Annotated in this window: 12 protein-coding genes; 11 read left to right on the forward strand and 1 reads right to left on the reverse strand. The window is 41.3% G+C overall.

Annotated elements, in window-relative coordinates; all coding sequences use genetic code 11:
- From panD to BRLA_RS09565, 6 genes are all read left to right on the forward strand, one after another.
- Positions 1-384: an aspartate 1-decarboxylase gene (panD, locus tag BRLA_RS09540; RefSeq protein ID WP_003338597.1), complete on the forward strand. Its 384-nt coding sequence runs from the start codon at positions 1-3 to the stop codon at positions 382-384.
- Between the two features lie 97 nt (positions 385-481).
- Complete coding sequence (locus BRLA_RS09545) at positions 482-1,951, forward strand: tetratricopeptide repeat protein (RefSeq protein WP_041752067.1); 1,470 nt, start codon at positions 482-484, stop codon at positions 1,949-1,951.
- Between the two features lie 50 nt (positions 1,952-2,001).
- The gene (dinG, locus tag BRLA_RS09550; RefSeq protein WP_003338600.1) at positions 2,002-4,890 is read left to right on the forward strand and encodes an ATP-dependent DNA helicase DinG; all 2,889 of its coding nucleotides are present in this window, start codon (positions 2,002-2,004) and stop codon (positions 4,888-4,890) included.
- Between the two features lie 80 nt (positions 4,891-4,970).
- Complete coding sequence (locus tag BRLA_RS09555; RefSeq protein ID WP_003338601.1) at positions 4,971-5,912, forward strand: ComEC/Rec2 family competence protein; 942 nt, start codon at positions 4,971-4,973, stop codon at positions 5,910-5,912.
- Between the two features lie 11 nt (positions 5,913-5,923).
- Complete coding sequence (locus BRLA_RS09560) at positions 5,924-6,547, forward strand: redox-sensing transcriptional repressor Rex (RefSeq protein ID WP_003338602.1); 624 nt, start codon at positions 5,924-5,926, stop codon at positions 6,545-6,547.
- A 37-nt stretch (positions 6,548-6,584) separates the two neighbouring features.
- Positions 6,585-7,877 carry an amidohydrolase gene (locus BRLA_RS09565; protein WP_041752070.1) on the forward strand — a complete coding sequence of 431 codons (1,293 nt, stop codon included), beginning with the start codon at positions 6,585-6,587 and terminating at the stop codon, positions 7,875-7,877.
- Positions 7,878-7,974: 97 nt separating this feature from the next.
- Here the strand turns inward: BRLA_RS09565 and BRLA_RS09570 are convergent, their stop codons facing one another.
- Entirely contained in the window at positions 7,975-8,154 is a 180-nt protein-coding gene (locus BRLA_RS09570; RefSeq protein WP_003341647.1) for a hypothetical protein, read from the reverse strand.
- Between the two features lie 133 nt (positions 8,155-8,287).
- Between BRLA_RS09570 and BRLA_RS09575 the strand changes: the two genes are divergently transcribed.
- The 5 genes from BRLA_RS09575 to BRLA_RS09595 all read left to right on the forward strand — a co-directional run bounded on the left by BRLA_RS09575 (position 8,288) and on the right by BRLA_RS09595 (position 12,953).
- A complete protein-coding gene (locus tag BRLA_RS09575; protein ID WP_003338604.1) occupies positions 8,288-8,998 on the forward strand; it encodes a hypothetical protein in 711 nt (236 codons plus the stop codon).
- Positions 8,999-9,016: 18 nt separating this feature from the next.
- On the forward strand, positions 9,017-9,499 hold the full coding sequence (locus tag BRLA_RS09580) for a cell wall elongation regulator TseB-like domain-containing protein (protein WP_003338605.1): 483 nt from the start codon (positions 9,017-9,019) through the stop codon (positions 9,497-9,499).
- 199 nt (positions 9,500-9,698) lie between these two features.
- On the forward strand, positions 9,699-10,229 hold the full coding sequence (locus BRLA_RS09585) for a hypothetical protein (RefSeq protein WP_003338606.1): 531 nt from the start codon (positions 9,699-9,701) through the stop codon (positions 10,227-10,229).
- Positions 10,222-11,718 carry an AAA family ATPase gene (locus BRLA_RS09590; RefSeq protein ID WP_003338607.1) on the forward strand — a complete coding sequence of 499 codons (1,497 nt, stop codon included), beginning with the start codon at positions 10,222-10,224 and terminating at the stop codon, positions 11,716-11,718. The genes BRLA_RS09585 and BRLA_RS09590 overlap by 8 nt, the downstream gene beginning before the upstream one ends.
- A 113-nt stretch (positions 11,719-11,831) precedes the next feature.
- Entirely contained in the window at positions 11,832-12,953 is a 1,122-nt protein-coding gene (locus BRLA_RS09595; RefSeq protein ID WP_003338608.1) for a WIAG-tail domain, read from the forward strand.
- The last annotated feature ends 105 nt before the right edge of the window (positions 12,954-13,058 follow it).

Genomic DNA, 13,058 nt, shown 5'->3' on the forward strand with positions numbered 1-13,058 from the left:
ATGTTTCGTACAATGATGACTGCTAAAATTCACCGTGCTACCGTTACGGAAGCAAATTTAAATTATGTAGGTAGCATAACTATTGATAAAGAAATTTTAGACGCACTTGATTTACTGCCAAATGAGAAAGTGCAGATCGTAAATAACAACAATGGTGCGCGTTTAGAGACCTATATTATCGAAGGTGAACCAGGCAGTGGCGTTATTTGTTTAAATGGAGCAGCAGCAAGGCTTGTCCAACCAGGGGATGTGGTTATTATAATTGCTTATGCGATGATGACAGATGAACAGGCACGCAAGCATAAGCCTAAGGTTGCCATTATGGACGAGCATAATAAAATCGCTCAATTATTAGCGGAAGAAGTTCACGCTACTATTTTATAGAACAAGAGCTGGAAGGACTACCAGCGCCATTTTTGCATAGAGCCATCCCACTTGTGAGACAATGAGACTACTCACTCTGATAAAGGGGGTGGCTCTTGTGTTTATTGAGGATTGGTTTGAGGAGTTACGTCAAAAAGTAGATCGTATTGAAAAAGAATGGGCAACAGCTTCTACAGAAAAGCAGGAACACCTGATACGACAACTAAAACAACTCCGAACATGCAGTGATCAGGTGATTGATCTGTGGTTAAAATATGAAGAAAAGCTAAATGAAGCAATTCGGATGATAAAGCAAACGAGTAAGATACCCGCATCCGCTACAGAAAGCTTGGTAAAAGAATATGATAAGCTGTCGGAAGCAAAGCAGCCACTTGAATTCTCTACACTTCTTGAGGATGAACAGCCACAAATGGAACTACACAAGGAGCTATACGAAAAGGCAGAAGGATTTTATCATCTGCGGTTATATGAACAAGCTAAACAACACTTTGCTTCTTTCTTAGAACAAGCGCCTGATTGGGAAAGTGGACGCCTTTATTATGCCTACAGCCTATATTATTGTTGTGATTATGAACTCGCTCTAAAAGAATTTCGATTGTTGACACGAACGGCTGTTTCCCCTAATGTTGTTTCCATCAGTTTCAATGCCTTAGGGTGTATGTATGTACAAGAGCAAAAATGGCTAGAGGCCATACAGGCATTTGAAATGGCAATATCTGTCCGTCCTCAGTACACGGAGAGTAGATACAACCTGGCCATCTGTTATTTGGAGCAGGGAGACACGGAAAAAACAATGAAATTATGTGAACAGCTATTAGCCGAGAATGATCAGGATTGGCAAGTGGAAGTGCTCTATTTACGTGCTGTTCGTCAGCTATTTGCTCGATATCCACAAAAAGATATAGAGCGAATGCTGAAAATGTACGATCCGAATCGAAATCTTGATTCGCCAACCTTATGGGAATTGGCTATGCTAGCAGAACAAGCTGGGTTTTATAGGCATGCGCTCAGTTGCTACCAATTCCTTTTGGAACGTCAACCATTAGATGCTGGACTTTGGCATGCGATTGCTTGGAATAAGTGGCTGTTAGATGGTCCTAAGCAAGCGATGCCTGCTTTAAAAAAAGCACTTACACTGGCACCTGAGCATCCAGATTACTTATTTTCATACGGTTGGATGCAGCTCGCAACAGGTGAGATTACTTCAGCTCGGATCGCCTTTACAAAAATATTAAACGCCACAGAAAATCATCATCTTGGCCTACTGGGATTAATTTATGCCCATGAGGGAGAAGGAGCTTATGATCAAGCCAAGGATATAGCCACTACTCTCATTCAAAAACAGGATCAGTACTCACAGATGCTAGGGCATTATCAACTGGGAAAATTATCTCTTCAACAGGGAAACCAAATCGAGGCAAGTCAATATCTGGAGAAAGCACGCTCTTACAGCGATGTTGTCCCAGAGGTCAATCAATGGTGGGAGAGATGTAAGAACACAAAGGACCATGTGCAGGTTACTACTAATCAAACAGCAGGAATTTCGACATCTACTGCCGAATGGTAAAAAGAAAACAGTAGCAGCATGAGTTGTGAGTGTCAATAGAGGTGACGATAATGAAGCAGTTCATCGTCGTAGATTTTGAAACTACGGGTAATCAGCCACGGCGGGGAGATTCCATCATACAAATCGGAGCTGTCGTGGTCGAGAATGGACAAATAATAGAAAGTTACTCCACATTTGTAAAACCAGATAAACCAATCCCGCCATTTATTACTCAGTTGACGGGAATAACCGATGAGATGGTCAGTGACGCACCTTCTATTGAAGAAGTGCTTCCTGATTTATTGCGCCTTTTAGATGGGCGTACGTTTGTGGCACATAATGCAGCGTTTGACTTGAATTTTTTACAAGAAGCCCTGCTAAGTCAGGGCTATTATCCATTTGATGGGCCTATTTTGGATACAGTGGAATTAGCACGGGTATTATTGCCCATGCAAAGTGGCTATCGGCTAGTAGAGCTAGCATCTGATTTTGATATTCAGCATGAAAATCCACACCAGGCAGACAGTGACGCTATTGCTACTGCACACTTATTGTTACGATTGTTAGATATCCTGTATAAGCTTCCTCTTATTACAATTCAAGGATTGCAGATGATGATCTCTTCTTTCCGTTTTGATGTAGCGACCTTACTACGAGAAATTGAGATGGAGAAGCTCATGCACAGTTTTCCGATAGACGAAGCAGGCTCTTTTATAACTGCATCTTCTGCACCTGAGGAAACAAGCAATTATGATATCTATCGAAATCTTGGATTAAAACGACGAAAGAAATGGACGGAGAAGCAATCCGAACAGCCACCGATCCATTTTTCTTTTGAACCATTTTTCGAACGTATGGTTGCATTAGATGGCGACGGGCTCGCACTTCATCATGAACACTATGAGAAACGTGAGTCACAGGAAGCGATGATGCATGCTGTATACCAAGCTTTTACTGATCAGAAGCATTTGTTAGTAGAAGCGGGTACAGGAACAGGAAAATCGTTGGGTTATTTGTTGCCAGGTATCCTATGGGCACGTATGCACAAACAGCAAGTAATCGTGAGTACGCATACCATTCATTTACAGGATCAGCTTTTTGGCAAAGATATTCCTCTATTACAAAAAGCATTACCATTTTCCTTTCGAGCTGCTCAATTGAAGGGCCGAGGAAATTACCTGTGCTTGCGAAAATTTGAACAAAGCATAGAGAGCCAGGAGGGGGCCACACAGGATATACAGCTAGCCAAAGCACAGATTTTAACATGGCTGACCGAAACGACTACAGGTGATGTAGAGGAGCTTAGTTTAAGTCCGAGTGGGCAGTCCTTTTGGCAATCAGTCAGAAGTGACACAGCCTCCTGTCTAAATCGAGAGTGTCCGTGGTTTAGCCGCTGTTTTTACTTCCAAGCGAAGCAGCAAGCAAAAGAGGCTGATGTGATTATTGTTAACCATGCCTTATTAATTGGTGATATTGATAAGGAGAATGGTGTATTGCCATCATTTGAGGTTGCAATTATTGATGAAGCGCATCAGCTTGATGAAGTAGCAAGTCAACATTTTGGGACACAGCTCTCCAGCGTAGAATTGTTTCAATTGGTAGAGCAGCTTGGAACAGAAGGAGAAAAGCAAATGCTACTCCTGCTAGCCAATGAGTTGAAAATGTGGCAACCAGCTGAAAAGGCAAGAATAGAACAGCACCTACAACAAATTAGGATTGAGCAGCAAATGCTAAAAGAGGCTGTTACGAACTGGCTACAACTCTTTTATCATTGGGGTTCTGAACGGGGTATGGATACAGGGGAATCTCAAAGAGCTACACTTCGATATAAAACAGAAGACTTTAAGAAAAAATATAAGAAGCTTGCAAAATCCAGCGATCTCATTTTACAAAAGTTAGGGAATGTAGCCAAGGAAATTGAACAACTGTTACGTATTCTGCCATCTTCTAATGGGGAAGCTCCGTACTCCTTACAGCGGTTGCAAACGGATGCAGCTGGTTTAGTAGAAGAAATCAGTCAAGTGGCTGTAAAGCTTCATTTTTTGTTAGTAGAAGAGCAGGATGAGTATGTAAGCTGGATGGAAATAGAAACAAGAACATCCCGCAAACAACTCTTTTTCTTTAAAACGCCACTAGATATAGCTGATACCTTGCGTACAACTTTACTGGAGCCAAAACGCAGTATTATTATGACCTCAGCGACACTGACAGTGAAGAATAGGTTTACTTACTTTATGGAGCGAATGGGTTTTGCTAATCTTCCAGAAGAACGGGTCGAAACACTCTCACTCCCATCGCCCTTTGACTATGCGCAACAAGGACTCATCCTGATTCCCTCCGATTTCCCTTCTGTAAACAAGGAAGGAGAACAGCGGTTTGTTGAAGCCGTAATTGCTGGCTGCGTTGATGCTGTTCGGGCAAGTGAGGGGCGGACAATGATTTTATTTACCTCATATAGCATGCTTAGAACTGTTTATGAAGGAATGAAGAGCTTACTCGAAGGTGAAGAGTTTGAACTATTAGGCCATGGAGTAGATTCAAGTAATAGAAGCAAGTTGGTACGTCGCTTTCAAACCGGGACAAAAACAGTGCTTCTGGGTACGAATAGCTTCTGGGAGGGTGTAGATATACCTGGAAATGTACTGAGCTGTCTGATCATTGTTCGTCTCCCTTTTCAACCGCCCAACCAACCACTTTTAGAAGGACGTTCGGAGCGGCTGAAGGCCGAGAAAAAGAATCCTTTTATGACGCTTTCCTTGCCCCATGCAGTTATTCGTTTTAAGCAGGGAGTGGGTCGATTAATACGTCAACAGACAGACAGCGGTGTTGTAATTGTATTTGATACACGCATCATTGAATCTAAATATGGTCGTATGTTTTTGCAATCTTTGCCGCCTTATCAGGTAGAGACTGGTCCATGGACTACATTACGTGAGCGAATAGCTCCTTTTTTACAATAAAATCAGTCCCTTAGGAAAAACAAATCTAAAATGATTGTATGAATTTTACCCAAGCCATAAAGTAGGAGGGTAGCAGATCCATGACTACAAAACGACATAACCTATGTCTAGTTATTTGTATAGGCATGATGATCTTTGCATTATCCCAAACCGTTGAAGCAAGCCGCCCCATTGCGATAGCACATCAGCAACAGCATATTGAGGACCCCGATGCTGTTGAACAGGAGGAAGATTTTGTTGGACTTACCACTACTTTTTTCTCTTTACCAGAAGGAGAAAGTACGCTCATTCGCTTCCCTTCTGGTAAAACGATGCTAATTGATACAGGGAGCGAAAAAGATACGGAAAAATTGGTTTCCTTGCTACTTGAGCGCCATGTTACAAAAGTGGATTATCTGTTATTGACAAACGATTTACCTACTCATATTGGCGGCTATGATAAGCTTGCGGAGAAAATTCAATTTGATAAGATTTACATGCCAAAATTGACAGCCTTCGTAATTCACAGTAATATCCATATATCTAGGGAAAAGCAAGTTGTGTATGTAAAGGAAAAGGATCAATTACTGGATGGGAAAGATGTGGTGATCACATTTTTACATCCCAGCGAGAACCTGTTTTTATCACCACAGGATAATTCGCTTGTGTTTTGTCTGACCCAAGGAGAGCTCCAGTTTTTGTTCACCAGTGCCATCAATGAAAAAGCAGAGGAGCGTTTGTTTGCTAAATACCCTTCTTTACTGCCGGCTGAAATCTTAAAGGTTGCGGCACAAGGCAGCAATCAGGCTTCTATTCAATCCTTCTTAACTAAGGTTGATCCCCAGATTGCTGTTGTGCAGACCGGTATTGTGCGTGAGCAATGGAAAGACTCCATGCGTGAGGTGGTGGAGCGTTTGGAGGAATCATGGGCAGATACGTATGTGACTAGCCGGGATGGGTCAATTACCATTCTCTCTAACGGACAAGATTATAAGGTTTTAAAGGCAGTCAAGACCTCTACACGTGATAGACAACGAAGTTAGGAGTGCAATTTATGGGGAAAGTACCAAAAATTTCTGAAGCGGTCGTTCGCCGTCTGCCGATCTATTTGCGATATTTAACAAATCTACAGGAACTACAGGTAAAAACGGTGTCTTCCCAACAGATGGGCAAAACAATGGATATTAATCCAGCCCAAATTCGAAAGGACCTGTCTGCATTTGGTGACTTTGGCAAAAAAGGCATTGGCTATGACGTAGATTACTTGATTGAAAAGATTCGTCATATCTTGAAATTGGACCAAGTGATCCATGTAGCGTTGGTGGGGGCCGGTAATCTAGGTCAAGCGATTTCCAATTACAATGTGTATTTAAAAGATAACATGAAAATTGTTTCCATTTTTGATGCCGACCCGCAAAAAATAGGTAAGGATTTAGGTGGATTGGTCATTGAACCGATTGATAAAATGGAAGATATCATCAAGGAAAAACAAATTCGGATGGCGATAATTACGACGCCAGCCTCCGCCGCACAGGAAGTGGCAAATAAATTGATCGAAGCTGGAATAGAAGCGATCCTCAATTTTGCTCCAACAACCATTCGCACCGAAAAAGAAGTAAAAATTGATCATAACGATTTGACTTCCAGCTTGCAAAGCTTAGCGTATTATTTAAACTAAGTAATGACTAACAGATAAAGGGAGAGTGTCTACATTGATGAAAATCATTACCAACGCAACCGTAATTACTGTTAATGAACAAAATGAGGTTATTTATAATGGAGCGGTTGGCTTTGATGGGGGAAAAATTACATATGTAGGTAAAACGCCAGAGGATTTATCAGCATATGACGAGATCATTGATGGAACGAATAAATATCTAATGCCAGGATTTATTAATACACATGGTCACGTAGGTATGTCTCTACTGCGCGGATTTGCGGATGACCTACCTTTAAAACAATGGCTGGAAGATAAAATGTGGCCAATGGAAGGTCAATTTACAGCGGAGCATGTGAAATGGGGTACAGCTATTTCCATTATCGAGATGATTCGTACCGGTACAACTACCTTTGTAGATATGTATGATCATATGGAAACAGTAGCACAGGAAGTGGAAGCATCCGGGATGCGCGGTGTACTATGCCGTGGGGTAATTGGTTTCTGCTCAGAAGAAGAACGCCAGCAGAAATTACAAGAAGCTGCATCTTTCGCATCACGTTGGAACGGAGCAGCCAACGGTCGTATCCATACCATGATGTCGCCGCATGCACCTTATACGTGCTCTCCTGAGTACATCCAGCAAATCCTTGAGAAGGCTATCGAATTAAACGTACCATTACATATCCATATGTCTGAATCAAAAGCAGAAGTAGAACAAAACGTTCAGGATTACGGTGTACGCCCTGTTGCTCACTTAGAAAATCTAGGTGTATTTAATCACCCTACACTAGTTGCCCATGCAGTGCATTTAACGGATGAAGAAATTGATACATTGGCTAAATATAATGTTAAAGTAGCTCATAATCCAATTAGTAACTTAAAATTGGCAAGTGGTGTAGCAAGAGTACCTGAGATGCTTGCGAAAGGTGTTTGTGTAAGTTTGGCAACTGACAGCTCAGCAAGTAACAACAACTTAAATCTATTTGAAGAGCTAAAATTAGCGGCTATCCTGCATAAGGGTGTTTCCTATGATCCAGAAGTGGTTCCGGCAGAAGAAGCGCTTCGTATGGCTACACGTTATGCGGCAGATGCTGTGTTCCAAAAAGACAGCTTAGGGTCCTTAGAAGTAGGGAAAAAAGCAGATATGATTATGCTAAATGCTGCTCAAGCACATTTCCAACCGGCAAATGATCCGATTTCCCATGTTGTTTATGCAGCAAATGGCTATGATGTAACAGATACAATTGTTGATGGTCATTTCTTAATGAAAGATAAAGAGTTAATCACAATGGATGAACAAAAAGCAATCGCTGAAGTGAATCGTGTGTTTGCGCTATTAAAGCAATAAACTCATAAAAGTCGCCTTTTCATATGACAAAGGCTCCTGCCAAGTGGTTGATACGGCAGGAGACAGTGTAGTGTAGGTGTGTAGGCAGAGAAAAAATTTAATCCGTCCGTTGCATCTCTGTTTGCCATAAATCTGTAAGTGAGGAGTGACGAACAGAGAGCGTAGCGGTAGGTGGCAAGGTACGCAGCGGTGAGGACAGACCTACCCAGGATTCGTATAAATCGTGTTGTTCCCAACCCTGTTTTGGTAGGACAAGGCTCCTGTCGGTTTGATTCACACGCTCACCTCCTTGTGGTGTACTGATAGTATGGCTCCTTCTCATGACTCTATAATTAGTAAGTTTTCCACGTGGTTCTAAAACCTTCTTGTATCTCATAATTGTTAGGAGATACGCAAGGGAGGGGTTACCCATGTACGTGAAGCAACGGTATCTTTGGCTGTTGGTGCCAATATTAGCATGCTTATTTGGTTTGGGTGTATTATTGGGACAAGCAACAGACAAGCTATCTGTAGCACAAGATAGGACGAACGAGCTGCATGACAAAAGTAGATGGAATGCCGATCAAAATCAAAATAACACCAATCTAAAACAATTGATTGATCAGCTTTTTGTAGAGAAAGCAACTCCATTTGGAGTCAAGATACAGAATCAACCTTTTACAGGGAGCTATCGAGGCAATCACTTTCAACTAACAGGAGCATTACAGGGGAAAAAAGTGAAAATTGAACGTAACAATCGAGGTGCTTCGCTCGTCATAGATAATGAACTACGGGATTTGAACGTACTGCCCTATGCCTTGTTTACACCATCTGAGCATGCCTCAATCTTGAAGGATCAAATCTCACAGCTACAGCCTGTCGCACTCGTTTCAAGAGATGAAGCAGGTTTGCGAGGGTATAGCGTTAGCCTACAGCCAGAAAAAGTCAAAGACCTTTTACGAGAATGGTTGGGACCTTCTTTTCCTGTAGAAAATGAACTTGTACAAATACAGCAATCAACTACAATTAACTATCAAATGTGGTATGATGATGAAAGAAAACAGTTGAAGCGTATGGTCGTCTTGCTTCAGTTGAAGAACCAGAAGGGCGATAGATCAGATCAACTGATTTTTAATTTTTAGGGAAGTAGGAGAATCATTGTGTGGAAACGCATCTTGATCATTTCAGCATGTGCGCTTGTTGTGCTAGGCGCATCCCTGTATCAGCTACTTTCCAGCTTATTGTCTGAGCGTCACACGTTAGAAGCAGAGGCCAGAGCATTAGTAGCAGAAAAAACAAACATTGCTGAGATCGATACGATAGAAGAATATCGAGGACGGGAAGCCTATATTGTAGTTACAGGCAAAAACAAGGTAGGAACTCCAGTGGTGGCTTGGTTTAGTAAAGAACACGTCACATTTGACTTGCTGGAAAAAGCTTTTCCTCGCACAAAAGTTAAACAAGTAGCGGAAGCCTCTTATCCAGGAGCCCAGATCGAACGCATTGTACCTGGCTTAGAGGGTGATAAGAAGCTATGGGAAGTCACTTTAGTGGACAAGCAAAATCGTTACAACTACGTATATTATGATTTTTTGACTGGTCAAAAAATACGAGCATATACGTTAAATATTCCAAAATCATAAGATGACCCGTTCCTTCTGGAAAGGGTTTTCTTACTTTATCACCGTTTTTCTCTTCTTGAAATGGAATTGGTCGTAGTTCCAGCAAATACATAGCAAAAAGGTACCATAAAAATGCTATACTTGGTTTCGTAACTGATAATAAAGCCGTTCTGAACGGAACAAATAAAAGTTTTTATGAGCAAAGAAAGGGGAGTTATTGGTGAAATTACGTAAAGTACCTATGTTACTGTCACTGCTTGCCGCACTTACGCTCCTCTTTGGTGGCTGGTTTTTATACCAAAAGATGCAGATAGAAAGTCCATTACGAGAAAAGGCACAACAACTAACGTCGGCTACCTTGGTCGATTTTAAGATGAATAAAGAGCGTGTTGATATGAAGCTACAAGTCACAAATCCAGATAAATTTGTAGATGAATACCCGGAGCTGTTAAAAACACTTCAAGCCTATGCACGCGGGAAGGCTTTTGATATAATGCTTACCAATCAAGCTGATTCACTCAAGCCGGTCTGGAATGAGGGGCTATTTGGACTAACAGAGGCCATCGAAGGCAAGGCTTATAGTCAAATTCCTGCCATTTTAGCTCAAATGAAAGATCGTTATAAGCTTGATGAAGCATATGGACGCATTGACGATGCAAATGTTTATATTTTTTTGAAACGAGGAACTGATGAATACTACCAAATTATTCCTCGTAAACAGTCAACAAGCGAGGTGGTAAACCTTGGGTAAAGAAATATTATTTGGTGTAGTACCAGCGGTTATCGTATTCTTGCTGTTTTTGGGCATTAATATTGGACCATTTTTGCTGTTTGGGGCCATTTTAGCAGGTACATACTTGTTGTTTTCCAAACAAGGTGGCATGCAGATTGGTTCCGGTAAAAGCAAAAGTGGCAGTCAGGTTGTGAAGAAATCCAATATTACCTTTGCCGATATCGGAGGACAGCAACGTGCAAAAAAAGAAATCAAGGAAGCCCTAGATTTCTTATTGCATAAGGATGCGATCGCTCAATACGGAATTCGTCCCTTAAAGGGTGTACTGTTAACGGGGCCTCCTGGAACAGGTAAAACGTTGATGGCAAAGGCCGCCGCCAATTATACGAACTCTGCATTTGTTGCAGCATCTGGCTCACAATTTGTAGAGATGTACGTAGGGGTGGGAGCTCAGCGTATTCGTGAATTGTTTAAGGAAGTTCGTTCTTTAGCAGAGAAAAACAATCAAGATAGCGGGATTATTTTTATTGACGAAATTGACGTTATTGGTGGAAAACGCGATGGTCAGCAGCAAAGAGAATATGACCAAACCTTAAACCAACTGTTAACCGAAATGGATGGTATGACAACAAGTGAAAAACCGCGCATACTCATTATGGCGGCAACGAACCGAAAAGATATGCTTGATGCAGCATTATTGCGTCCAGGACGGTTTGATCGCCACATTCAGGTCGATTTGCCAGATAAACCAGCCCGCGAACAAATATTAACCATACACACAGAAAATAAACCACTTGCACTTGACATAAAATTGGAAAAAGTGGCGCAAGAAACATTTGGGTTCTCCGGTGCCCAATTAGAAAGTGTGTGCAATGAGGCTGCTATTTATGCAATGCGTGACAAATCAGATAAAGTGATGCAAAGCCATTTTTCGCTTGCTATCGATAAGGTAATGATGGGGGAAATGACCGATCGTGAAGCACCTCAGACTGAGAAGGAGCGGGTAGCGATTCATGAATTGGGACATGCTATTGTTAGCGAACGAGTACGTCCTGGCTCCGTGTCACAGGTAACATTAACCCCTCGCGGACAAGCATTAGGTTATGTACGTCAAAACCCAATGGACGATCATTATCTTTATACCCGTGACTATATGGAAGGGCAGATTATGGTTTGCCTTGCGGGTGCAGTGTCAGAAGAAATTTATTATGGCGGACGTAGCACGGGGTCTAAAAATGATTTTGAGCAAGCCCTGCAAATGGCGCAAGAAATTGTTCAAAGTGGTATGTCTAGATTAGGGATTATTAATATGCAATATGCGGATAAAAATGCAATCCATCAAGAAGTACATTCTATCATTGAGGGATTGCTTGAAAAAACACGGTCTTTGCTCGGCGAACATGATTCAGTTTATCGCTATAGTCTACAGGTGTTATTGGAGGCTGAAGTGTTAAGTGGTGATCAATTCCGCGAAAAGCTGGCCGAAATAGATATGGTAGTAGCGTAATGACCGATGGATTCGTCTATCGGTTTTTCTTTTTGTCAATTAAAAAAGAATGGTCATGTTTCTCTTTCCTACATACAATATCGTATTCATAACAATAAGGAAAGGAAAAGAATATGGCTAAACAAAACTTACAAAAGCAGAATATTAAAAACAGACAAAGGAAATTGAAAAAGAAAAACAAAGCTCTTCAAGAGTTAGATGCACTGGAAACAGCCTTAGTTAATAATTGGATTGATGATAGTTCCGATTTTTACTTCCAAGAGGAGGAGACCTCTATACCTCACTTGGCAAATGACGTGAAGACATTGCTACAGGAATCTTCTCAAATGGAAATCCGTAAGCCTAACCGCTCACTATCCAAAAAGCGAAAGCAACGAAAAGGTCGTCGAAAGCCAAAACGTTTATCTTCTAAGCGAAGCCCAACATATTCGGAACTTAAATTAGTGTCATCAAAAATTCCACAAAATCAGCAGCACTTCATTACAAAATGGAATGATGAAGAAAAAAGTAATGACGAGGATTCACCTTATTCTGGCGTACCATCCTATTATGAGGACAGCGATTGCAAGCTTGTTGATGTAAAACCAAATATAGACGATCAAATTTTGTCTCAACTTCCGCATCAAGTTGCGCAATTTATGTTTACAATGCCAGAGGTTTTCGGGTTGACAGGGCATCATCTGCAACCGTTGTCCGTATTGACTCGACATTTGCAAGATTTTTTAAACGCTGAGAAAAAAATAGAAGCTGAGCATGCAGTATCAAATCATTCAGATACTTCTGTTGTGGAAAATCAAATCGTTAACGATCCTCCAAGTGATCTTTCAAGTGGTTCTCCAAGCGATTCTCTAAGTGATCTTTTAAATGATCCTTCAAATGATCCTTCAAATGATCCTCCAAGTGTTCCATCTGAGGTGTCATTGGATCATCCACCGAATCAGTTGGAAATCATAGATCTACAACAAGTCGGAAAAGAAAACTTTACGTTACAACAAGGTCGCGTAAGAACAAGCTTGACAATCAATTTAACAGAACCCTTCCAAGAGAAGGATTATGTATTTATGGCAACGACAGATATACCTTTTTGTTTTGTCGTTGTAGAGAAGAAAGAATCGGATAAAGTGACTATTGAAATCTTACGTCAAATTGCTAATCGTGAGGTATCTGGACAGGTGGAATGGATTGCAATTGGTACAAAAAGGGTAGAGGAGCAGGTAGTTGAAATAGTGCAGTAGCAATTTGACGAGCTTGAGATAATTACTAATGAGAAACACCATGGAGGCCATGGTGTTTCGGCCTTCTCTTTTTACTGGAGAAAAACCTCATAAATAAGGCAAGTG

It is taken from the genome of Brevibacillus laterosporus LMG 15441 (genome assembly GCF_000219535.2).
In the GTDB taxonomy this organism is placed as follows: Bacteria; Bacillota; Bacilli; order Brevibacillales; family Brevibacillaceae; genus Brevibacillus_B; species Brevibacillus_B halotolerans.

Excerpts from the sequence above, each read along its gene's own strand:
- panD (WP_003338597.1), top strand. The coding sequence starts at position 1 with ATGTTTCGTACAATGATGACTGCTAAAATTCACCGTGCTACCGTTACG.
- dinG (WP_003338600.1), top strand. The coding sequence starts at position 2,002 with ATGAAGCAGTTCATCGTCGTAGATTTTGAAACTACGGGTAATCAGCCA.
- BRLA_RS09555 (WP_003338601.1), top strand. The coding sequence starts at position 4,971 with ATGACTACAAAACGACATAACCTATGTCTAGTTATTTGTATAGGCATG.
- BRLA_RS09560 (WP_003338602.1), top strand. The coding sequence starts at position 5,924 with ATGGGGAAAGTACCAAAAATTTCTGAAGCGGTCGTTCGCCGTCTGCCG.
- BRLA_RS09565 (WP_041752070.1), top strand. The coding sequence starts at position 6,585 with ATGAAAATCATTACCAACGCAACCGTAATTACTGTTAATGAACAAAAT.
- BRLA_RS09575 (WP_003338604.1), top strand. The coding sequence starts at position 8,288 with ATGTACGTGAAGCAACGGTATCTTTGGCTGTTGGTGCCAATATTAGCA.
- BRLA_RS09595 (WP_003338608.1), top strand. The coding sequence starts at position 11,832 with ATGGCTAAACAAAACTTACAAAAGCAGAATATTAAAAACAGACAAAGG.